This is a genomic window from Variovorax sp. RO1, assembly GCF_002849325.1.
Lineage (GTDB): Bacteria > Pseudomonadota > Gammaproteobacteria > Burkholderiales > Burkholderiaceae_C > Variovorax.
The window spans coordinates 995,334-1,016,498 of sequence record NZ_PKMT01000001.1; the positions used below are offsets into that span (position 1 = coordinate 995,334).

Consider the following 21,165-nt stretch of genomic DNA (forward strand, 5'->3'; position numbering starts at 1 on the left):
CAGTTCAGAGCACTTCGTTGCGCAACTGCGGAAACACCTTCGACACCTTGGCCAGCAGGTAGTCGCCATAGCGGCCACTGAAGGCATGCACGTTGGCGCGGTCCCAGCGTTCGGCGCTGTCGTCCAGCGCCTCGGCACCGGCCAGGCCTTCGATGCGCTGCACGCGGGCCTCGAAGTTCGGATCGAAGAACAGCGGGAACGACAGCCGGTCGCGGCCCGAGGTGTTGCGCTTCACGCGGTGCGGGGTCGACTTGTAGAGCCCGCCGGTCATGCGGTCGAGCATGTCGCCGATGTTGCAGACGAAGGCGCCGGGCACCGGCGGCGCGTCGATCCAGCCGCCCGGCGTGTGCACCGCAAGGCCGCCCACGGTGTCCTGGTGCAGGATCGTGAGCAGGCCGTAGTCGGTGTGCTCGCCCACGCCCCATTGCACGTCGAGCCCTTCGGGCACGGCCTGTGTCGGGTAGTTGAAGAGGCGGAACAGGATCAGCGGGTCGGCCGTGTAGCGTTCGGCGAAATATGAAGCGGGCAGGCCGAGGCTCAGCGCGATGCCTTCCATCAGCCGGTGGCCCAGCTGCGTGACGGCGTCCATGTACGCGAGGATGGTCTCGCGAAAACCCGGCACGTCGGGAAAGAGATTCGGCCCATGCACGGGCGTCTTCGCCTGCACCAGCGGGTGGTCGGCGGGCAGCTCGGTGCCCAGGTAGAGGCCTTCCTTCCAGTCGGGCCGGCCCGAGGTCAGCTCGCCGCCGCGCGGGAAGTAGCCGCGCCAGGCACGGCCACCCAGGGCCATGCGCCATTGCATCTTGGTTTCCTCGGGCAGGTCGAAGAACTGGTGGCTCAGGTCTTCGAGCCGCTGGATCAATGCTGGGTCGACGCCATGGCCGGTCACGTAGAAGAAGCCGTGCGCGCGGCAGGCGTCGCCGATCTGCGCCGCCACGCGTTCGCGTTCGGGCGCGCCGGCCACGAGCGGGGCGGCGTCAATGAGGGGAAGGGTGGAGTCGGTCATGCGTCTCTCGAAAAAGGCGAACGGATGTCGGACAGAAACTGCTGCGCGCGCGGATGCTGCGGGCGGTTGAAGAAATCGTCGGGCGTGGCCCGTTCCAGCACCTGGCCCTGGTCCATGAAGAGCACGCGGTCGGCCACCTCGCGCGCGAAGCCCATCTCGTGCGTGACGCACACCATGGTCATGCCGTCGCGCGTAAGGTCGCGCATCACCAGCAGCACCTCGCCGACCATCTCGGGGTCGAGCGCGCTGGTGGGCTCGTCGAACAGCATCAGCGGGGGTTTCATGGCGAGCGCACGCGCAATGGCCACGCGCTGCTGCTGGCCGCCCGACAGCTCGCCGGGCCACGCATTGGCTTTGTTGGCAAGGCCCACGCGCTCCAGCAGCGCCATCGCGCGCGCGTCGGCCTCCTTGCGCGAGAGGCCGTGCAGCTGCATCGGCGCCATGGTGCAGTTCTGCAGCACGCTGAGGTGCGGGAACAGATTGAACTGCTGAAAGACGAAGCCGATGCGCGAGCGAAACGCGTTGACGTCCAGGCCGGGCGCGTGGATGTCCTGCCCGTCGAGCGTGATGCGGCCCGACTGGATCGGCTCCAGCCGGTTGAAGGTGCGGATCAGCGTCGATTTGCCCGAACCCGAGGGCCCGCACACCACGACCACCTCGCCCTTGTGGATGGTTTCGGTCACGTCGACCAGTGCGTGGTAGCTGCCGTACCACTTGTTGACTTGTTGGAGTTCGATCATGCGGGCACCTTGAGGGTCGCGGCGGGAAGGCCGCGGCGCGCGAGCCGGCGCTCCAGCCAGTAGGCGAAGCGCGAGAGGCCGAAGCACAGGATGAAGTAGGTCAGGCCCAGGATCAGGTAGATCTGCGCCGGCTTGGTGAACACCTGCGTGTTGATCTGCGTGGCAATGAACGACACCTCGGCCAGCCCGATGATGTAGCCCAGCGAGGTCTCCTTGATGGTCGAGACGAACTGGTTCACGAGTGACGGCAGCATGCTGCGCAGCGCCTGCGGCAGCACCACGAGGCGCATCGCGCCGATGTAGCTCAGGCCGAGCGCGCGTGCGGTTTCCATCTGTCCGCGCGGCAGGCCCTGGATGCCGGCGCGCACGATCTCGGCGAGGTAGGCGGCATCGAAGATCACGAGCGCGATCAGCATGGTGGTGAACTGGTCGGTCTTCACGCCCGTGACGCTGGGCAGGAAGAAGTAGGCCCAGAAGATCACCATCAAGAGCGGCAGGCCGCGCACCACGAACACCAGCGCCGTGACGGGCCAGCGCACGCAGCGCCACGGGCTCACGCGCGCCAAGCCGAGCACGATGCCCAGCGGCAGCGCGAGCACCAGCCCGCACGAAGCCAGCAGCAGCGTGAGCACCAGGCCGCCGAGCGGGCCGTTCGGATACTGCCCGATGAGGAAGTAGACCCAGTAGTCGTTGATGATCTCTAGCATGTCATCAACACCTCAGATGGTCCGCACCGGGAAGCGGTGGTGGTACCAGGTCGCCAATCCGGTGATGGCCAGCGACACCGTCAGATAAGCCGCGCTCGCGAAGGCGAACGACTCGAAGCTGCGGAAGGTCGCGCTCTCGACCTGGCCGGCCTGGTACATCAGCTCGGCCACGCCGATCACGGTGGCGATCGAGGTGTTCTTCCACAGGCTCAGCGTCTGCGAGATGAGCGGCGGCACGGTCACGCGCAGCGCCTGCGGCAGCACCACGCGGCGCATGGTGGCCAGGAAGCTGAAGCCCAGCGCGCGGCCGGCCTCGAACTGCACGGCCGGGATCGAGCGGATGCCGCTGCGGATGTCCTCGGCCATGAAGGCCGCCGTGTACAGCGACAGCGCGACGATCGCGCTGTAGGCCTCGATGTGGCCTTCGTAGAGCCAGGTCTTGATGCCTTCGGGCAGCAGCTCGGGCGCGCCGAAATACCAGAAGAGCATGTGGGCCAGCAGCGGGATGTTGCGGATCGATTCGACGTACGCAAAGCCGAGCCAGCGCAGCGGTGCGAGCGGCGAGAGCCGCAGCAGCGCCACCACCAGCGCCAGCGGCAGCGCAAGGACGAGCGAGACCGCAAGCAGCTGCAGCGACAGCCACAGGCCCGCGACCAGCATGTCGTGGTACTGGCCGGTGAGCAGCAGCGAATAGTCGAACAGGGGCATGGGGGGCGACAGTATCACCGTCGCGAGGGGAATCTTCTCCCTCCCCCGCTGGGGGAGGGTGGGGGTGGGGGCACGGCGGCGATCGATGCGCCGCGGCCTGTGCGAAGGCTGTCAGCCCCCATCCCGGCCTTCCCCCGGAAGGGGAAGGAGAAAGTCAAAAGACAGCTCAGTCGATCTTGTCGGTCTCGAGCTTGAAGTCGCGCGTCTGGAAGCCCGACGCCGTGTTCGGTCCGTACCACTTGATGAAGATCTTCTGCGCTTCGCCCGACTTCTCGAGCTCGCGCAGCGTGTCGTCCACCACGGCCTTCAGGCTGCTCTCGCCCTTTTTGATGCCGATGGCCAGCGACTCGGTGCTCAGGTTCTGCTTGAGCACCACGTACTGCGCCTTCTGCGGGCCCAGCTTGGCGTAGCTGCGCAGCAGCGCGGCCTCGTCGTCCACGTAGCCCACGCCCTTGCCCTGCTGCAGCGCCTGGAAGGCCTGCTGGCTGGTGTCGAAGGTCACGACCTCGGCGGTGGGCACGGCCTTGCGGATGTTGGGTTCCTGCGTGCCGCCGCGGATGGTCAGCACCTTCTTGCCGCCGAGCTGCGGCACGTCGGTGATGCCGCTGGTCTTCTTCACGACGGCCTTCTGGCCGGTGACGAAGGTGGTGAGCGAGAAGTCGATCTGCGCCTCGCGCTCCTTGTTGTGCGTGAGGCCGGCGGCCACGAGGTCGACGTGGCCCTGTTGCAGCTCGGGAATGCGCGCGGCCACGGCGATCTGCTTGAGCACCGGCTTCACGCCGATCTTTTTCGCGATGGCGTTCACCAGGTCGACCTCGTAGCCGACGATCTGGCGCGTCTTCGGATCGATGAAGGTGGCGGGCTCGTCGGTGCCGAGCACGCCGACCACGAGTTCGCCCTTTTTCTTGATGTCGGCGAGCTGGTCCGCATGGGCGGCAACGCCGGTCAGCAGGGCGGAAGCGGCAAGGGCCGCGGCAAGCAGGGTGTGGCGCATGGTGGGATCGTCCTCTCTCCAGAGTGAAATTCAGGCCGGAACCATATCAATAAAACCCAAGATTATTAAATCGTCAATCGACATATGCATATGGGGCTGATGAATCGGCCTGTTGCCGGCTGGGTTAAATTCGCGGCGCCGCGACGTGCCCCGCCGCCGTCCCCCCAATGTCTTACCGAGCGAGCTTTTCATGATCATCCAACCCCGCGTGCGCGGCTTCATCTGCGTCACCACCCATCCCGTGGGCTGCGAAGCCAATGTCCGGCAACAGATCGACTACGTCAAAGCCAAGCCCCCCATCGCGGGCGGCCCGAAGCGCGTGCTGGTGATCGGTGCGTCCACCGGCTACGGCCTGGCCGCGCGCATCACCGCGGCCTTCGGCTGCGGCGCCGACACGCTGGGCGTGTTCTTCGAACGCGCAGGCAGCGCGACCAAGCCCGGCTCGCCCGGCTGGTACAACACCGCCGCCTTCCATCGCGCCGCCACGGCCGAAGGGCGCTACGCCAAGAGCATCAACGGCGACGGCTTTTCCGACGCGGTGAAGCAGCAGACCATCGACACGATCCGCGCCGACCTCGGCCAGGTCGACCTCGTGGTCTACAGCCTGGCCGCGCCGCGCCGCACGCACCCGAAGACGGGCCAGGTCTTCAACTCCGTGCTCAAGCCCATCGGCAAGGCCGTGACGCTGCGCGGCCTGGACACCGACAGCGGGGCCGTGAAAGAGTCGGTGCTCGAGCCCGCCACGCAGGAAGAAATCGACAACACCGTCGCCGTCATGGGCGGCGAAGACTGGCAGATGTGGATCGACGTGCTGCAGCAGGCCGGCGTGCTGGCCGACGGTGCCAAGACCACGGCCTTCACGTACCTGGGCGAGCAGATCACCCACGACATCTACTGGAACGGCTCCATCGGTGCCGCCAAGAAGGATCTGGACGAGAAGGTGCTGGACATCCGCGCGCAGCTGGCGGCCAAGGGCGGCGACGCGCGCGTGTCGGTGCTGAAGGCGGTGGTCACGCAGGCCAGCTCGGCCATTCCGATGATGCCGCTGTACCTGTCGCTGCTGTTCAAGGTGATGAAGGCCGAAGGCACGCACGAAGGTTGCATCGAGCAGGTGCACGGCCTGTACGCCGACAGCCTGTACGGCGCCACGCCGCACCTGGACGACGAAGGCCGCCTGCGCGCCGACTACAAGGAACTGGCGCCGCAGGTGCAGGCCCGCGTGCAGGAACTCTGGCCGCAGGTCACTGGCGAGAACCTCAACGAGCTGACCGATTTCGCGGGCTACAAGACCGAGTTCCTGCGCCTGTTCGGCTTTGCTGTCGACGGCGTGGACTACACGGCCGACGTGAGCACGGATGTGGGCATTCCCGATCTGATCCAACTCTAGAGCGCCCCGAGGGGATACTCCCGCCCATGCAGATTCAAGACAAACCGCCCGCCGGCACGCCCTTCGAATGGATCGGCGGCGAGCCGAAGGTGGAGGCGCTGGTCGAGCGCTTCTACGACCTGATGGACCTCGAGCCGGCCTACGCGCAACTGCGCGCCGTGCACGGCACCGACCTGGACAACGCGCGCCAGCGCCTCTTCTGGTTCCTGTGCGGCTGGCTCGGCGGGCCCGCCCACTACACCGACCGCTTCGGCCACCCTATGCTGCGCGCGCGACACATGCCGCAGGCCATCGGCGGCCACAGCATCGGCATCAAGGAACGCGACCAGTGGCTGGCCTGCATGGACCAGGCGATGGGCGAGACCGGTGTGCCTGAAGACCTGCGTGCGCGTCTCAGGGACTCCTTCTTCAAGACCGCGGACTGGATGCGCAACCGCGGCGAGTGACCAGACAACGATTTCCGAAAGACTGTTCTCCATGAATTCCATCGTCATCATCGGCGGCGGCCACGCCGCGGCCCAGCTGTGCGCGGGCCTGGCGGAAGCCGGGCAGGGCGCGCGCGTGCACCTGGTCTGCGAAGAGGCCTGCGAGCCGTACCACCGCCCGCCGCTGTCGAAGGCCTTCCTCAAGAGCGCGGAAGAAACCACGCAGCCGCACAAGGCCACCGACTGGTACCGCGAAGCGGGCATCACGCTGCACCTGGGCGACGCCGCCGTGGCCATCGACCGCGAGGCGCACACCGTCACGCTGCGTTCGGGCGCGGTGCTGCCGTGGGAGCGCCTGGTGCTGGCCACCGGCACGCGCGCGCGCCAGATGCCCGGCCTGCAGCCGGGCCTCGAAAACGTCGCGAGCCTGCGCGCCGCCGACGAGGCGCATCGTCTGCGCACGCGGCTGATGGATGCGCAGCAGGTCACGGTGTTGGGCGGGGGCTTCATCGGCCTCGAAGTGGCAGCCACCGCCAAGGCGCTCGGCAAGACGGTGCAGGTGATCGAATGCGCGCCGCGCCTGCTGGGCCGCGCGGTGTCGCCCGAGCTGTCGGCGCATGTGCTGGCCACGCACCGCGCCGCCGGCATCGACATCGTGCTGGGCGCGCAGACCGGCGCCTTCGAGGTCGTGGGCGACCGGCTCGTGTCGGTCGAAGTCAACGGCACGAAGCAACCGATCGACCTGCTGTTGCTGGGCATCGGCGCCGTGCCCGAGACCGCGCTCGCACAAGCCGCAGGCATCGAGTGCGCGGACGGCATCGTGGTCGACGGCCACATGCAGACCAGCGCGGCCGACGTGCTCGCGGTGGGCGATTGCACGCGCTTCCCCGACCGCCGCGCGGGCCGCGCGCTGCGGCTCGAATCGGTGCAGAACGCGAACGACCAGGCACGCACCGCCGTGGCCACGCTGACCGGCGCCGCACGCGATCACGACGCGGTCGCGTGGTTCTGGTCCGACCAGGGCGGCCTGCGGCTGCAGATGGCCGGCCTCATGCCGGCCGAAGGCACGCCGGGCCTGGTGAGCGTGCGCCGCGCGGGGCCGAAGCCCGAGGCGTTCTCGCTGTTCCACTACGTCGACGGCCAGCTCGTGTGCGTCGAATCGGTGAACGCGCCGGTCGATCACATGATGAGCCGCAAGCTGCTCGAAGCGGGCCGCAGCCCCGCGCCCGACGCGGTGGCGGATGCGGCGATACCACTAAAGAATCACCTGGCGTAACTGCTGTCGCAACGGCGCTGCACGGCAGGCCCGGATTCACCGGTCTGTCACCCTGCTTTCGGAGACTGGCCTTCCTCATATCCGTAGGGAGACCTCTCGATGAACAACGCAGTGGCTGCGTCGCTTGCGCGCCTCGCCCCATGTCCACCTGTGCCGCCGTACTGACCGCCGTGCTCACCGCCTGTGGCGGTGGCAACGGGGGCGGCACCACCTTCCCGCCGATCGTTCCGCCCCCTGCGCCGGCACCCGTGGCGGCGGGCACGCGCACCACGGTCGCGCTGCTCGAAACGACCGACCTGCACTTCAACGTGCGCAGCTACGACTACTTCAAGCTCGCCGAAGACAAGTCGTACGGCTACGAGCGCACCGCCACGCTCATCAACGCCGCGCGCAAGGAGTTCGCGAACACCATGCTGTTCGACAACGGCGACACCATCCAGGGCACCGCGCTGGCCGACTACGAGGCGCTGATCAGCCGCATCCCGTGCACGCAGCCGCTGTCGATGTACAAGGTGATGAACGCCACCGGCTACGACGCCGGCACGCTGGGCAACCACGAGTTCAACTACGGCCTGGACTTCCTCAACCAGGTGCTCGGTGGCGGCCTCGATGTCGAGGGCGTGGACGGCAGCAAGAAATGCGCAGGCCCCAGCTTCCCGATGGTGGTGGCCAACGTGCACAGCCTCAAGAGCGGCAAGCCGCTCGTCGCGCCGTACACCATCGTCACGAAGCAGTTCACCGCGACGGCACCTGACGGCAAGAGCGTGACGGTGCCGGTGAAGGTCGGCGTGATCGGCTTCACCACGCCCGGCATCATGAACTGGGACAAGCGCTTTCTCGAAGGCAAGCTGCGCACCGAAGGCGCGGTCGAGGCCGCGAAGCGCTACGTGCCCGAGTTGCGCGAGAAGGGCGCCGACATCGTCGTCGCGCTGCAGCACGGCGGCCTCGACGGCTCGCCGTACTCCCCGACCATGGAAAGCCCGGGCCTGTACCTGTCGAAGGTGCCCGGCATCGACGTGCTGATGATGGGCCACCAGCACGGCCTGTTCCCCGACCGCGGCGCCAAGCCCGGCTACACGCAGGCGGGTGTCGACAACGCCGCCGGCACCGTCAACGGCGTGCCGGCCGTGATGCCCAGCTCGTGGGGCAAGGCGCTGGGCCTCGTGAAGCTCGAGCTCGTGTGGGACGGCAAGGCCTGGGGCGTCGACAAGAGCAAGACGCTGGTCGAGGCGCGCTCCACGCAAACTGGCAAGGACAGCCAGGGCAAGGCCGTGTATGTCGACGCCGACCCGAGCGTGGCGCCGCTGGTCGACACCCAGCACCAGGCCGCGATCGACTACGTGAAGACGCCGGTCGGCACCACCGATTTCCGCATGAACACCTTCTTCGCCGACGTGGGCGACCCGGGCGCGATCCAGATCGTGAACCAGGCGCAGGCCGACTACGTGAAGACCTATGTCCAGGCCAACCTGCCGCAGTACGCGAGCCTGCCGGTGCTGTCGGTGAGCGCGCCCTTCAAGTCGGGCTTCGAGGGCGGGCGCGACTACACCGACGTGGCCGTGGGCAACCTCGCGATCTTCAGCGCCGCCGACCTGTACCTGTACCCGAACACGGTGTATACGGTGAAGGTGACGGGCGCGGAGATCAAGGGCTGGCTCGAAGCCGCGGCCAAGCGCTTCAACACCATCGACCCGGCCCTGGCGACCGACCAGCCGCTGATCAGCACCTTCCCGGGCTACAACTTCGACATGTTCACCACGCCCGACATGCAGTACGAGATCGACGTGACGCAGGCCGTGGGCAGCCGCATCAAGAACCTCATGTACCTGGGCGCGCCCATCGACCCGGCGAAGGAGTTCGTCATCGCCACGAACAACTACCGTGCGACCAGCGGTGCGAGCTTCATTCCGGCGCTGGACGGCCGCGCGACGATCTACGCCTCGCCCGATGCGAACCGCGACGTGCTGATCGCGTACATCAAGGCGAAGAAGACCATCACGCGCGCGGCCAACGGCGCGGCGCGCAGCTGGCGTTTCACGAAGGTGACGACGGCGGGGAATGTGACGATCACGTCGGGGCAGGGGCAGCTGAGCGCGGCAACGGACGCGGGGCTCGTGAACATCTCGTTGCTGAAGGCGGACGATGACAGCGGCAAGGGCCGCTCGGTCTACAAGGTCGATCTGAGCAAGTAGTTCCCCATCTTGTCCCCTCTCCCCTCGGGGAGAGGGATAGGGTGAGGGAAGTGCGCTCGACAAGGCGGGGCGTCAGTGCAAGCGCCGCAGCCCTCACCCCAACCCTCTCCCAGAGGGGAGAGGGAGCAATTCAGCGCCGCACAGGCGCCAACAGCACCACCAGCGCCCCGGCCCCACCCTCCGCTGGCTTCGCCTGCACGAACGCGATCACCTCGTTCTTCTGGATCAGCCAGCGCTGCGTCTTGGTCTTGAGCACCGGCTGCTTGCCGGGCGAGCCCAGGCCCTTGCCGTGCACCACGCGCACGCAGCGCAGCCCCTGCTTGTGGGCATTGCGGATGAAACCACCGAGCGCCTCGCGCGCCTCGTCGCTGCGCAGGCCGTGCAGGTCGACCTGCGCCTGGATCGACCAGTCGCCCTTGCGCAGCCGCGCCGTGATGTCGGTGCCGATGCCGGGGCGGCGAAAGCTCATGGCGTCGTCGACGTCGAGCAGCGTGGTCACGTCGAACTCGTCGGACAGCGACTCGCGCAGTACGCGCTGCTCGTCGAGCTGGTGCTGAAACGGAATGGGCGCGGGTGGTTCCGGCGCGAGCGGCACCGAGGCCTTGCGGCGCAGCGGCTCGGTGGCGCCGATGGCGCGCGTGAACAGGTCTTTCTCGGCGGCGCGCTTGCGCTCGGCCGCGGCGCGCGCGGCGGCCTCGGCGGCTTCGCGCTCGCGGGTTTCGGCGAGCACGCGCTGCACCTGCTTGAGGTCGGCGAGGGTTTTCAGGGCGGGAGGACGGGAAGAAGCCATCAGATCAGTCCCCGTTCCGCCATCGAGAAGCTCTGGCCCGGGCTCACGATGACGTGGTCGAGCACGCGCACGTCGACCAGCGCCAGCGCGGCGCGAAGGGTTTGCGTGAGCGATTCGTCGGCGCGCGAGGGCTCGATGCTGCCGCTCGGGTGGTTGTGGGCCAGCACCACGGCCGCGGCCTTGTGATGCAGGGCGCGGGTGACGACCTCGCGCGGGTAGACGCTGGTCTGCGTGAGCGTGCCGCGAAACAGTTCTTCGAGCGTGAGCAGGCGGTGCTGCACGTCGAGAAAGAGCACCGCGAACACCTCGTGCGGGCGCGAGCCGATGTGCAGCTGCAGGTACTGCTTGACCGCCTCGGGCGAGTCGAACACCGTGCGCTCCTTCAGGCGCTCGCCCATGGCGCGACGCGCCAACTCGAGCACCGCCATGAGTTCAGAGCGCTTGGCGCTGCCGCCCATGCCCTTGACCTCTTTGAGGTCGTCGGGCGCGGTGTGCAGCAGGCCCGACAGGCCGCCGAAGCGTTCGAGCAGTTGCTGGGCCAGCTGGAGCACGTTCTTGCCGGCGACACCGGTGCGCAGCAGCAGCGCCAGCAGCTCGGCGTCGGCCAGCGCGGCGGCGCCCCGCGCCATGAGCTTTTCGCGTGGGCGGGCGTCGAGAGGGAGATCCTTGAATGCCATGAAACCCTGCTGAAACCTTGGCCGGGGCGAGATGTTGCCCCGATCCTTAAAATGAGGGTCAGTTTATCGGGACACCTCCCTCCTCTTTGCCCACCTTTGCTGCACCCATGTCCCAAGTTGTGACTTCCGGCTCCTTCCTGACCCTGCACTACCGGCTGGCCGGTCCGGCGGGCGACATCATCAACACCTTCGCCGACAAGCCTGCCACGCTGTCGCTCGGCACCGGCGAGCTCTCGCCGGCCATGGAGCAGCGCCTGATGGGCCTGGAAGAGGGCGCGCACGCCACCTTCGAGCTGCCCGCCGGCGAGGCCTTCGGCGAGCGCAACCCCGACATGCAGCAATGGGTGGCGCGCAAGCTGCTGGCCCAGATGGGCGACCCCGACGAGCAGTACGCCGTCGGCGACGTGGTGCAGTTCCCCACGCCCGACGGCTCGGGCAGCTACGCGGGCGCGGTCGTCGAGTCGAACGAGACCGGCGTGCGCTTCGACTTCAACCATCCGCTCGCCGGCCAACCGGTCACTTTCGAAGTGAAGCTGATCGGCGTGCTATGAACCCGAACATCGAGGAAGTCCTCCTGGCCGAGCCGCGCGGTTTCTGCGCCGGCGTGGACCGCGCCATCGAGATCGTCGAGCGCGCCCTCGCCAAGTTCGGCGCGCCGATCTACGTGCGCCACGAGATCGTGCACAACACCTACGTGGTGAACGAGCTCAAGGCCAAGGGCGCGATCTTCATCGAAGAGCTGTCCGACGTGCCGCCCGGCTCCACGCTGGTGTTCAGCGCGCACGGCGTGAGCAAGGCCGTGGAGCAGGAGGCGCGCGACCGCGGCTTCTCGATCTTCGACGCCACCTGCCCGCTCGTGACCAAGGTGCACGTCGAGGTGGCCAAGCTCGCGAAAGAGGGCTACGAATTCATCATGATCGGCCACAAGGGCCACCCCGAGGTCGAAGGCACGATGGGTCAGCTGTCGAGCGGCATCCACCTCGTGGAAGACGTGGCCGACGTGGCCAACGCCTCGCCGCTGCAGACCGAGAAGCTCGCCGTCGTCACCCAGACCACGCTCAGCGTGGACGACGCCGCCGAGATTGCCGCCGCCGTGCGCGCGCGCTTTCCGAATGTGCGCGAGCCCAAGCAGCAGGACATCTGCTACGCCACCCAGAACCGCCAGGACGCGGTGAAGATCATGAGCCCGCAGGTCGACCTCGTGATCGTGGTCGGCAGCCCTACCAGCTCCAACAGCAACCGCCTGCGCGAGCTGGCGCAGCGCCTGGGCACCGAGAGCTACATGGTCGACTCGGCCGACGAGCTCAAGCCCGAATGGTTCGAAGGCAAGTCGCGCGTGGGCCTCACCGCCGGCGCCTCGGCGCCCGAGGTGCTGGTGCACGAGGTGATCGAGCGCGTGCGCGCGTTCGGCGCCGTGTCGGTGCGCAAGATGGACGGCATCGAAGAAACCATCAAGTTCCCGCTTCCCAAGGGCCTCAAGCTCGACGACATTCCGCCCCTCGGGCACATCTCCTGAATCTCATGAAAAACACCAACTGGCGCTCCGAAATCGAGAGCGCCTCCCGCAGGCTGGGCGAGCGCGCCAGCCACTTTCTGCGTGAAACGCCGCTGTGGAAGCTGCCGGCCGCCGCCGTCGGCGTGACCGCGCCCGGCGCCGAAGTCTGGCTCAAGCTCGAGCACATGCAGGTCAGCGGCAGCTTCAAGGCCCGCGGCATGATGAATCGGCTGCTGGCCAACGACATCCCCGCCGCAGGCGTGATCGTCGCCTCGGGCGGCAACGCCGGCATCGCCACCGCCGCGGCCGCCAAGGCGCTGGGCGTGCCCTGCCAGGTGTTCCTGCCGGGCGTGTCGCCCGAAGCCAAGCGCGCGCGCCTGCGGGCGCTGGGCGCCGAAGTGGTCGTGGTCGGCGAGCTGTACCCCGACGCACTGGCCGCCTGCCTGACGCGCCAGAAGGAAACCGGCGCCTTGCTTACGCATGCCTACGACCAGCCCGAAGTGGTGGCCGGCGCCGGCACGCTCGGCCGCGAGATCGAGGCGCAGGGCGGCCTGCCCGACGCCGTGCTCGTGAGCGTGGGCGGCGGCGGCCTGATCGGCGGCCTCGCCGGCTGGTTCGAGCAGCGCGCCCGCGTGGTCGCGCTCGAGCCCGAGAAGGCCCCGACGCTGTTCCGCGCCCGCGAGGCGGGCGAGCCCGTCGACGTGGACGTCAGCGGCGTGGCAGCCGATTCGCTCGGCGCGCGCCGCATCGGCGCCATCGCCTGGGAAATCACGCAGCAGCAGGTGCGCGACGCGCTGCTGCTGTCCGACGAATCCATCCGCGCCGCCCAGCAGTGGCTGTGGAAAGAGCTGAAGCTCGCCGTGGAACCGGCCGCCGCGTTGCCGCTGGCGGCGCTGCAGACCGGTGCCTATGTGCCGCGCGAGGGCGAGAAGGTGTGCCTGATCATCTGCGGGGCGAACGTCGATCCGGCCACGGTTGCCTGAGTCGCCGCAGGCGTGCGAGCGGGGAGGGCGGGCGCGGGCCGGGCGCCCACCTAAAATCTCTCCATGCTCGACATCACCCTGCTCCGCAAAGACCTGGCCTCCGCTGTGGCCGGCCTCGAAAAACGCAAGAAGAACCAGCCCTACCTCGACGTTTCGGCGTTCACTGCGCTCGAGGCCGAGCGCAAGACGCTGCAAACCCGCACCGAGGAAATCCAGGCGCGCCGCAACTCGCTGAACAAGCAGATCGGCCCACTCAAGGCCAAGGGCGAGTCGGTCGATGCGCTCATGGCCGAGGTCAACGCGCTCAAGGCCGAGCAGGAATCGCAATCCAAGCGCCTCGAAGAAATCCAACCCGAACTGCACGCGCTGCTGCTCGCCGTGCCCAACCTGCCACACGCCAGCGTGCCGCTCGGTGAAGACGAGGCCGGCAACGTCGAGATGCGCCGTTGGGCCCCGAAGGGCGGCGCCGGCGCCAACGCCACACCGCTGGCCTTCGCGCCCAAGGACCACGTCGACCTCGGCGCACCGTTGGGGCTCGATTTCGAGATGGGCGCCAAGCTCTCGGGCTCGCGTTTCTCCGTCATGAAGGGTCCGATCGCCCGCCTGCACCGCGCGCTGGCCCAGTTCATGGTCGACCTGCAGACTGAACAGCACGGCTACACCGAGTGCTACGTGCCCTACGTGGTCAACGCCGCCACGCTCAGCGGCACCGGCCAGCTGCCCAAGTTCGAAGGCGACCTGTTCGCCGCGAAGAAGGGCGGCCAGGACGGCGAGGCTGCACCCGACCATTCGGCGCTGTACCTCATTCCGACCAGCGAAGTGCCGCTGACCAACTTCGTGCGCGACGAGGTCGTGCCCGAGGCGCAGCTGCCGATCAAGCTCACCGCCCACACGCCTTGCTTCCGCTCGGAAGCCGGCAGCGCCGGGCGCGACACGCGCGGCATGATCCGCCAGCACCAGTTCGACAAGGTTGAGATGGTGCAGATCGTGCACCCCGAGAAGAGCTACGACGCGCTCGAGCAGATGGCCGGCCACGCCGAAGTCGTGCTGCAGGCGCTGGAGCTGCCGTACCGCGTGGTGCTGCTGTGCACTGGCGACATGGGCTTCACCGCTGCCAAGACATATGACCTCGAGGTGTGGCTGCCCGCGCAGAACACCTACCGCGAGATCAGCTCGGTGTCGAACTGCGAAGCCTTCCAGGCGCGCCGCCTGCAGGCTCGTTTCAAGAACGCCCAGGGCAAGAACGAGCTGGTGCACACCCTCAACGGCTCCGGCCTGGCCGTGGGCCGCGCGCTGGTCGCCGTGCTGGAGAACCACCAGAACGAAGACGGCTCGATCAACGTGCCGGCGGCGTTGCGTCCGTACCTCGGCGGCCTTGAAGTTTTGCGCGGTTGAGGTTCAGAGTGTCAAAAGTCAGATTTTTCTGGCTATAATCTGAGGCTCGACAGCACCGGAGAGGTGGCAGAGTGGTCGAATGTACCTGACTCGAAATCAGGCGTACTAGCGATAGTACCGAGGGTTCGAATCCCTCCCTCTCCTCCAAGAATGGCCCCGCAAGGGGCTATTTTTTCGTCTATTCCCCACCGAAACCCACGCAGAATCAAGGCCTTAGCCGTTTCTGTGCCCCTGCGTTCCGGTCCATTCCCCACCTTCCAAAGCTGTCTCACACCGACAGTCGGTAGGCATCCGTGTAGGCATCGAGCGGCATCCGATTCAAGATGCCTACAAACACCCTCACCGACTCCATCTGCAAGAGCGCCAAGCCGTCCGAGAAAGACCGCAAGCTGTTCGACGGCCATGGCCTCTATCTGTTCGTCAGCGCCAAGGGCGCGAAGGTCTGGCGCATGGCCTACCGTGTCGACGGCAAGCCGAAAACGAAGTCGCTGGGCGAGTACCCGCTGATGAGCCTGGCCGAAGCCAGGGTGAAGTGCGCAGAGCTGCGCAAAGACCTGCAGGCAGGGGTAGCGCCAGTCACCAAGCGAAAACGCGCTCCGTCGACGTTCTGGCAAGACTGCGAGACGTTCTGGAACGGGCGGCAGGACGTGTCGCCCGACTACCGCGAGAACGCGCTGCGGGGGATCGAGCTGCACTTGAAGCCGGGGCTCGGCCATCTGGCGACCGCCGAGATTGACCGGGCCATGTTGCTGACCGAGCTCAACCGCATGGACGCGGCCGGCCGCTTCGTCTACGTGCGCAAGGTGCGGATGTGGGCATCCCAGGTGTTCGACTGGGCGATCGAGCAGGACTTGGCAACGATCAACCCTGCGGAGCTCATCAACCCGAAGAAGGCCTTCGGCCGGCGCAAGGTGAAGAACCATGCATCGCTCAAGCTGGGCGAGGTCCATGAGTTCGTGCATCGGCTTGGCTTCGAGAAAGACCTGAACTCGGTCCTGGCCTGTCGGCTGATCGCCTACACCTGGGTGCGCACCAACGAGATGCGGATGATGCGCTTCGACGAGATCGAGGGCGACGTTTGGCTGATCGGCGGCGAGCGCATGAAGCGAGACAAGGACCACGTTGTCCCGCTGTCGCGCCAGGCTCTCGAGATCATCGAGACGATGCGCGCGAGGCAGCGCGAGGGCTGCGACTACGTGTTTCCATCGGACCATCGCATTGACCGGCCCATCAGTGAGAACACCGTCTTGGCGCTGATCGCGCGCATGGGCTACAAGGGAGAGATGACGGGCCACGGGTGGCGGTCGATCGCATCCACTTGGGCGAATGAAGAGGGCTACCCGCCAGACGCGATTGAACGACAGCTCGCACACTCGCCTGACGACAAGGTGCGGGCCGCGTACAACCGGGCGGAGTACATGAAGGAACGCCGGCCGATGATGCAGGCGTGGGCCGACTGGTTAGACAAGACCGATGCCAGCGGCTCGGAGAGTTGACAGGCGCCAGCCCATCGTCTTCTGACTGATGGCCACGTCGGGCGGCGGGATCTTCTTCGCCTTGATCCACCGCCGAACTGCTTCCGAGCCGACACCGGTCATCCTGCACAACTCGCTCCGGTAGATCACGCGATCCGCGGAGGCTTGGGTGGTTGCTTCGTTCATCGATTGTTCAGTCATTTTTGTTTCTCCCATCCTCAGCCCGGCCGATCTCGGCGGCGGGATTGCCGGCAGGCGCAGGTAGCAATTTTTGCTTCTCGACTTCTTCCAGCAGGGTTCGCCCACTCGGCAGCATGATCTGGCCGAGGAAAGCGCCTTCGAAGGAGAGCACCCCTGTTTCGATGGCCATGACTTGGCCCTTGATCCAGTCGCGAAGGATGCTGCAGACGCTGATCTCGGCTTGCTTCAAAGCTTTCTTCTCGTGGTCGGCCTTTGTGCCGCGCGTGCGCTGCGTATACGGGTGCTCACGCAGCCACGCGGCGGCATAGCCTCGATAGCTGGCCTTGGCCGTCACGTCGCGGCCTCGGTGGCTGAATTGCACGAGAAGCTCTCCATGCTCGTTGTCGGTCATGGTGCCGAAGCGAGAGCATCCGAACTTGGTGAGCAGCTTGCGGATCTCTTCCAGCGCCGACCCGCCGCTGGTGGCGTTTTCGTAGGGCAGGCTCATGTCACCCCCTCGTCTCGCGCTCTGATTGCAGCGGCAATGGCTTCGTCGGCAGTGGCGAATCGTGCGCGAGCCAGAAAATCGTCATCGCGCAAGCTCGGCCTCGGCTCCCATTCCCACTCGCCTTGCTTGTTGAGCACATCGCCAGAGCGTCGAACAGCCCAGAGGGCAGGCCCCTCGATCTGCCGCGCGCGCTCAATGCGCACCTCATTGAGGTCGTGCGGGTCAGTTGGCAAGGCGTAGGAGACGATGCACACGCCATCTTCGCGCTCCTGCTTTGCGGCGCGCTCTGTTGCGGCGTCGAACATCGCGCGCAGATGCTCGGCGGTGTAGAGCTTGATCTCGCCCGTCTCGTTTCTGGTGTGGACTACGTGCGCAGGCTCCGGCATCAGCGCCGCGAAGGATTCGGTGGTGGTCATGAGGGCTGTCCTTCAGATTTGATGAACTTCGCCGGCTGGAAGTACACCATGCTCTTCAGTGCGCGGCGCACGGTTGACGGAGTGCTCTTGGTCTTGGCGGCCAGTTCCGCGACGCGCTCGGGCGTCATGGCGTTCAGGATGCGCTTGGCTTCCAGGCGCTGAGCGGCCAGCAGCTTTGATGCGGCACGACGAGCAGCGGCTTCTTCGCGGGCTTTGTTCGCCTTGTATTTGTCGATCTGCGCGTCGATGTTCCCTTGGCGCTTGGCGAGCGGGAGGTTCAGGATGCCGTGGTCGAAATTCACTTTGCCTTCTCCCCGCCCGTAGCTCGGGCCTGATCGATGGCGGCGTCGAGGTGTTGCGAGACGCTGCCCTGCATGATGTTGCCGATGGGATGCGGGTCGGGGAATGCGAACTCCATCCGGCGCCGTGCGTCTCGGTGGCCGGTCGTGTGCGCGCGAATCCACTCGTAGCGCTCCGCATCGCCCCTCAGCCGCTCGATCTCCGCGTCGCGTGCCTTGAGGGCGGATAGGCGGACGAGCGCTTCAGGCAGCTCATCAGGGTTGCAGTAGTTGCCGGCCTCCTGCTGGTCGAAGAACAGCATTGCTGGCGAGCCCTCGTCGTCGGTCGTGAGGTACGCCACAACCGTCAAGCAATCCTTGTCAGTTGCGCTCTCGGGCAGCTTCGGTTCTGTGGGGTGGGTCATAGGGTGGTCTCCATCACTGCTTCGATGAACGCTTTGGCGGCTTCTGCATTGATTGCATTGCCGTAACCGCGCAGTCGTCCCACTCTGGCGGGAGCCCCATGAGCCAACGGGAATGTGCCGGGTTCAACTGGCCTCCACTTGCCATCGCGGCAAAAGAGCCAGTCAGCATCTCGCCAGAGGCCGTTAGTCGGGCCGGGGTCTCCTCGTTCGGCTTGCATGGCTCCATCGCCTCGCGCCACTGCCCGCTGATCTGTCCATGCGCTGCTGCTGCCGTTGACCCCACTAGCGGAGTCGGCCAGCCCGCGATCACCGCTGCCATGCACAAGTCCTGCGGCGAGCCCTTGCGCTCGATCTCCGACATCGCTCCTTCGAGCGTTCTCATGTTCTTCTCGGCGTCCGCTGCGCGACACGTCGGCCAGCCTGACAAGTTCGCTGCATGGTTCAGCGTGATGTTCGAAGTTGTGGCCTCGATCGATGGACAACGAACCGCATCGGTGCTCGTGGCGGTTGGCCACCCCGACAACCACGCCACGCGTCCCAGCAGCGCATTCAACGGAACGTTCGCGCACTCCGCCCCGTCCTTGTGATCGCGTGTCGTTGGCGTTGGCGTTGGCCATCCAGTATGTGCGGTCACGGATGTGCGGGGCACCGACGCCCGCAGACGGAAACGCGACCGCCCCGAAGGCATAAGCCAAGGCTTCCACGTCAATTTGTACAAGGTCGACCCAAGGATCTGCGTCTTTGCTCGCAACTTGCTCACCAACGACGATTCCAGGTCGGCGCTGGCCGATGAGGTGGAAGAGGTGGGGCCATAGGTGCCGCTCGTCAGCAAACCCAGCGCCTTCGCCTGCCTGGCTGAAAGGCTGGCAAGGGCAGGAGGCGGACCAGATGGCGCGGTCGTCGGACCATCCGGCTCGACGTAGTGCGTAGCTCCAAACACCGAATCCGGCGAAGAAGTGGCACTGGGTGTATCCCACAAGTTCAGCTGGTATGACATCTTCGATGCTCCTTTCGTCCACGTCGCCGGGAGCGATCAGCCCGGCCTTGATGAGCTCGCGCAGAACAGCCGCGGCCTTGGGGTCAAATTCGTTGTAGTAGGCGGTCAAGGCTTCTCGCCTCCAATCCCGCCAGCAGGAGCGATGCCGCTGACAGCGGGCCATGCTTTGTGCGGCGTCTCGGCGTTGTCCGCTTCCATGGCGGTCATGAGGTTGATCAGGGCGATGCGAGTCCGCATCGACTTCCCGCCGCCTGCGCCACCAGTGCAGAACTCCAGGCTTGCGATCTGGAAGTCCTCCGCCCTGTCTCGGCCACCGCAATCCCAGACCTCGACGAAAACGTCGTTGTCGCTATCCATGCCGACGCGCAGCACAGACTGACCAGTGGGCGTCATGTCGCCGCAGCGGCCCACATCGCGCGTCTTGGGCCATGTGATCGCAGGCTCAACCGTCAGCGGCGCCCGCCCTGGCGCTGGTCGGCGTTCCTTGTGGTAGCGTGTATCTACGGTGAACCCGCAAAGTTCGCAGCGCAAGGAGCCGTCAGGCGCCTGCTTCAGACTTCCTGTGCAATCACTCTGTGCCGCCTCTCCAGCGGAGGCAGTGGATAGCTCGGGGGTGTTCATGGTGCGTGGCCTTCCGTGGCTTTGGCGATGGCGTCGCGGCTTTGCAGCGTCAGTTCGTTGCGGGTGTGGGCATCGACAGGCGCTCCGCACGACCACCGCGGTGATTCGCCTGTGAGCCATTCCAGCCGGCTGCGATGGTTCGCAAGGTCTTCAGCCTCGCGCGCTTTTTGCAGTTCCTGCGCCGCGCTCATCCCTTCTCTCCCTCGGCCGGCTTCTGGCCCGAGATGGCGGTGGCTTGAGTTTCTGCAGCGGTGGCTTGAGCTTCTGCAGCGGCGCGCGAGCAAGCCAAGACGCGCAGCCACGAGGTCAGGTCGATGCCGTAGAACGATCGATCAATGGCGCCGCGCACGGCCTGCTCTTCCTCGCCCCGTGCCCAGCGCATCAGCGCGTGCTGGATTGCGTAGTGGCGCTCGACTTCGGTTGTCGGGTAGCCGCACTCCACGAGGGCACGCATGCCGGCCGCTACGTCGATGCGGTCAACATTGACGCCCGGTGTCAGGCGCTCGGCAAATGGTCCGCCACGCATCACGCACCTCCCTTCGCATCACCCACCACCGAGGGTGCAGGGGCGTCCTGCTGCACGGGCGCGGTGGTTTTCCCTGCCTGAGTGGGGGCGGCGAGGGCACGAATCGCGCCACGCCACATGCGGCGGAATGCCTGCAGACCGTTGTAGCCGTTGTCGTCTACGGTCATGTCGATGCCTCGAGCCCCACCACACGCACGGACTCGCCGCACTCCGTAGTGCGCTTCCATTGCCGCTTCGCACATAGCGTCGCTTGCTTCGGCGGGCAGCGCCGCCGCCTGCTGTGCTCCTACCTGCACGGGCGCGGCAATCTTCGGCACCTGAGAAGCAGGAATTCCATTCGGGTATTCGATGTTTTCGAGAAGCGAACCGCCTCCAGCGGTGGCGGATGCCGGCTGCACGGGCGCGGGCTGGGCGAGGGCGGCGCTCAGTGCATCGGCGATCTTGTTGCCGTCATGGTTGCGGAACCAGCTATTCAACCAACGAACGGCTTCCTTTGCCGCCACCACCAGTTCTTCCGCAGGCGCCGCGCTCGGGGCGGCCGGTGTCGCTGCGGGTGGCGTCACGAGGGCGGCATCCATTGCCATCACGGCCTCGGACAGGACGCGCACCCCATATGACGTGATGCCTTTGCAGTTGCGCACCTCAAGCATGTTTCTGGCGAGATTCACCGCATCGCTCCGATCCCCTGCCATTGCCGCTGGTGCTGCCTCGGGTGAGGATGTGAGGTCTGAGCGCACGTATGGAATGCCCCAGCCAGAAGCGTTGTCTTCGCTCCACGTCACCTCGCGGAGGTCGCGAAACGTGGCGTCATCACTCAGCGATTCGAGGTTCTCGCCAAGGTCAAGCCAGATGTGATCCGGCGCGCTGGCGATCAGCTTCCGAATGTCCTCGCCCCCCATCCGGGGCAAGTCCTCTCCCTCGTCGTGCGCAGAGATCGTTTCTTTGATGCTGGGGGTGGGCATGG

At 66.5% G+C, this 21,165-nt stretch carries 26 protein-coding genes and 1 tRNA gene; 10 read left to right on the plus strand and 17 right to left on the minus strand.

Annotated elements, in window-relative coordinates; translation table 11 throughout:
* Positions 1 to 4: 4 nt before the first annotated feature.
* From CY658_RS04710 to CY658_RS04730, 5 genes are all read right to left on the minus strand, one after another.
* Positions 5 to 1,006, minus strand: coding sequence for an isopenicillin N synthase family dioxygenase (locus CY658_RS04710; RefSeq protein ID WP_101489076.1), 1,002 nt, complete (start codon positions 1,004 to 1,006; stop codon positions 5 to 7).
* Entirely contained in the window at positions 1,003 to 1,746 is a 744-nt protein-coding gene (locus CY658_RS04715; protein ID WP_062469108.1) for an amino acid ABC transporter ATP-binding protein, read from the minus strand. Before CY658_RS04715 ends, CY658_RS04710 begins: the two co-directional genes overlap by 4 nt.
* The gene (locus CY658_RS04720; RefSeq protein ID WP_101489077.1) at positions 1,743 to 2,453 is read right to left on the minus strand and encodes an amino acid ABC transporter permease; all 711 of its coding nucleotides are present in this window, start codon (positions 2,451 to 2,453) and stop codon (positions 1,743 to 1,745) included. The genes CY658_RS04715 and CY658_RS04720 overlap by 4 nt, the downstream gene beginning before the upstream one ends.
* Positions 2,454 to 2,465: 12 nt before the next feature.
* Entirely contained in the window at positions 2,466 to 3,161 is a 696-nt protein-coding gene (locus CY658_RS04725; RefSeq protein WP_101489078.1) for an amino acid ABC transporter permease, read from the minus strand.
* Positions 3,162 to 3,327: 166 nt separating this feature from the next.
* Positions 3,328 to 4,155 (minus strand): ABC transporter substrate-binding protein, encoded by an 828-nt coding sequence (locus CY658_RS04730; protein WP_095743982.1) that lies wholly within the window; start codon positions 4,153 to 4,155, stop codon positions 3,328 to 3,330.
* Positions 4,156 to 4,345: 190 nt separating this feature from the next.
* Between CY658_RS04730 and fabV the strand changes: the two genes are divergently transcribed.
* From fabV to CY658_RS04750, 4 genes are all read left to right on the plus strand, one after another.
* The gene (gene fabV / locus CY658_RS04735; protein WP_101489079.1) at positions 4,346 to 5,542 is read left to right on the plus strand and encodes an enoyl-ACP reductase FabV; all 1,197 of its coding nucleotides are present in this window, start codon (positions 4,346 to 4,348) and stop codon (positions 5,540 to 5,542) included.
* 26 nt (positions 5,543 to 5,568) lie between these two features.
* The gene (locus CY658_RS04740) at positions 5,569 to 5,988 is read left to right on the plus strand and encodes a group II truncated hemoglobin (RefSeq protein ID WP_099792083.1); all 420 of its coding nucleotides are present in this window, start codon (positions 5,569 to 5,571) and stop codon (positions 5,986 to 5,988) included.
* 31 nt (positions 5,989 to 6,019) lie between these two features.
* A complete protein-coding gene (locus CY658_RS04745) occupies positions 6,020 to 7,243 on the plus strand; it encodes an NAD(P)/FAD-dependent oxidoreductase (protein WP_101489080.1) in 1,224 nt (407 codons plus the stop codon).
* A gap of 140 nt (positions 7,244 to 7,383) precedes the next feature.
* A complete protein-coding gene (locus CY658_RS04750) occupies positions 7,384 to 9,435 on the plus strand; it encodes a bifunctional 2',3'-cyclic-nucleotide 2'-phosphodiesterase/3'-nucleotidase (RefSeq protein WP_101489081.1) in 2,052 nt (683 codons plus the stop codon).
* A gap of 130 nt (positions 9,436 to 9,565) precedes the next feature.
* Here CY658_RS04750 and CY658_RS04755 read toward each other — a convergent pair whose 3' ends face one another.
* Both CY658_RS04755 and radC read right to left on the minus strand, forming a co-directional pair.
* Positions 9,566 to 10,225 (minus strand): Smr/MutS family protein, encoded by a 660-nt coding sequence (locus CY658_RS04755; protein ID WP_101489082.1) that lies wholly within the window; start codon positions 10,223 to 10,225, stop codon positions 9,566 to 9,568.
* The gene (gene radC / locus CY658_RS04760) at positions 10,225 to 10,902 is read right to left on the minus strand and encodes a RadC family protein (protein WP_099792078.1); all 678 of its coding nucleotides are present in this window, start codon (positions 10,900 to 10,902) and stop codon (positions 10,225 to 10,227) included. Before radC ends, CY658_RS04755 begins: the two co-directional genes overlap by 1 nt.
* Before the next feature lie 107 nt (positions 10,903 to 11,009).
* On the opposite strand from radC, the gene CY658_RS04765 reads away from it, so the two are divergent.
* From CY658_RS04765 to CY658_RS04790, 6 genes are all read left to right on the plus strand, one after another.
* Positions 11,010 to 11,453, plus strand: coding sequence for an FKBP-type peptidyl-prolyl cis-trans isomerase (locus CY658_RS04765; protein WP_101490227.1), 444 nt, complete (start codon positions 11,010 to 11,012; stop codon positions 11,451 to 11,453).
* Positions 11,450 to 12,418 (plus strand): 4-hydroxy-3-methylbut-2-enyl diphosphate reductase, encoded by a 969-nt coding sequence (gene ispH / locus CY658_RS04770; RefSeq protein WP_101489083.1) that lies wholly within the window; start codon positions 11,450 to 11,452, stop codon positions 12,416 to 12,418. Before CY658_RS04765 ends, ispH begins: the two co-directional genes overlap by 4 nt.
* A gap of 5 nt (positions 12,419 to 12,423) precedes the next feature.
* Positions 12,424 to 13,380 (plus strand): threonine/serine dehydratase, encoded by a 957-nt coding sequence (locus tag CY658_RS04775; protein ID WP_374221083.1) that lies wholly within the window; start codon positions 12,424 to 12,426, stop codon positions 13,378 to 13,380.
* A 63-nt stretch (positions 13,381 to 13,443) separates the two neighbouring features.
* Positions 13,444 to 14,775 (plus strand): serine--tRNA ligase, encoded by a 1,332-nt coding sequence (gene serS, locus CY658_RS04780; RefSeq protein ID WP_101489084.1) that lies wholly within the window; start codon positions 13,444 to 13,446, stop codon positions 14,773 to 14,775.
* A 57-nt stretch (positions 14,776 to 14,832) separates the two neighbouring features.
* Positions 14,833 to 14,922 (plus strand) — tRNA-Ser (locus tag CY658_RS04785).
* A gap of 176 nt (positions 14,923 to 15,098) precedes the next feature.
* Positions 15,099 to 16,271, plus strand: coding sequence for a tyrosine-type recombinase/integrase (locus tag CY658_RS04790; RefSeq protein ID WP_101489085.1), 1,173 nt, complete (start codon positions 15,099 to 15,101; stop codon positions 16,269 to 16,271).
* Here the strand turns inward: CY658_RS04790 and CY658_RS32375 are convergent.
* Genes CY658_RS32375 through CY658_RS04835 form a run of 10 tightly spaced genes read right to left on the minus strand, consistent with a single transcriptional unit; the run spans position 16,236 to position 21,163 of the window.
* Positions 16,236 to 16,451, minus strand: a complete 216-nt coding sequence (locus tag CY658_RS32375) for a helix-turn-helix transcriptional regulator (RefSeq protein WP_143713591.1) — start codon at positions 16,449 to 16,451, stop codon at positions 16,236 to 16,238. The genes CY658_RS04790 and CY658_RS32375 overlap by 36 nt on opposite strands.
* A complete protein-coding gene (locus CY658_RS04795) occupies positions 16,444 to 16,938 on the minus strand; it encodes a hypothetical protein (protein ID WP_101489086.1) in 495 nt (164 codons plus the stop codon). Before CY658_RS04795 ends, CY658_RS32375 begins: the two co-directional genes overlap by 8 nt.
* Positions 16,935 to 17,354, minus strand: a complete 420-nt coding sequence (locus CY658_RS04800) for a hypothetical protein (protein WP_101489087.1) — start codon at positions 17,352 to 17,354, stop codon at positions 16,935 to 16,937. Before CY658_RS04800 ends, CY658_RS04795 begins: the two co-directional genes overlap by 4 nt.
* Positions 17,351 to 17,656, minus strand: a complete 306-nt coding sequence (locus tag CY658_RS04805; protein WP_101489088.1) for a hypothetical protein — start codon at positions 17,654 to 17,656, stop codon at positions 17,351 to 17,353. Before CY658_RS04805 ends, CY658_RS04800 begins: the two co-directional genes overlap by 4 nt.
* On the minus strand, positions 17,653 to 18,057 hold the full coding sequence (locus CY658_RS04810; RefSeq protein WP_101489089.1) for a hypothetical protein: 405 nt from the start codon (positions 18,055 to 18,057) through the stop codon (positions 17,653 to 17,655). The genes CY658_RS04805 and CY658_RS04810 overlap by 4 nt, the downstream gene beginning before the upstream one ends.
* Positions 18,054 to 19,163 (minus strand): DNA cytosine methyltransferase, encoded by a 1,110-nt coding sequence (locus CY658_RS04815; RefSeq protein ID WP_180838866.1) that lies wholly within the window; start codon positions 19,161 to 19,163, stop codon positions 18,054 to 18,056. Before CY658_RS04815 ends, CY658_RS04810 begins: the two co-directional genes overlap by 4 nt.
* On the minus strand, positions 19,160 to 19,675 hold the full coding sequence (locus CY658_RS04820; RefSeq protein WP_101489091.1) for a hypothetical protein: 516 nt from the start codon (positions 19,673 to 19,675) through the stop codon (positions 19,160 to 19,162). The genes CY658_RS04815 and CY658_RS04820 overlap by 4 nt, the downstream gene beginning before the upstream one ends.
* Complete coding sequence (locus CY658_RS04825) at positions 19,672 to 19,866, minus strand: hypothetical protein (protein WP_101489092.1); 195 nt, start codon at positions 19,864 to 19,866, stop codon at positions 19,672 to 19,674. Before CY658_RS04825 ends, CY658_RS04820 begins: the two co-directional genes overlap by 4 nt.
* Positions 19,863 to 20,201 carry a hypothetical protein gene (locus CY658_RS04830; protein WP_101489093.1) on the minus strand — a complete coding sequence of 113 codons (339 nt, stop codon included), beginning with the start codon at positions 20,199 to 20,201 and terminating at the stop codon, positions 19,863 to 19,865. The genes CY658_RS04825 and CY658_RS04830 overlap by 4 nt, the downstream gene beginning before the upstream one ends.
* Complete coding sequence (locus CY658_RS04835; RefSeq protein ID WP_101489094.1) at positions 20,201 to 21,163, minus strand: hypothetical protein; 963 nt, start codon at positions 21,161 to 21,163, stop codon at positions 20,201 to 20,203. The genes CY658_RS04830 and CY658_RS04835 overlap by 1 nt, the downstream gene beginning before the upstream one ends.
* Positions 21,164 to 21,165: the final 2 nt, after the last annotated feature.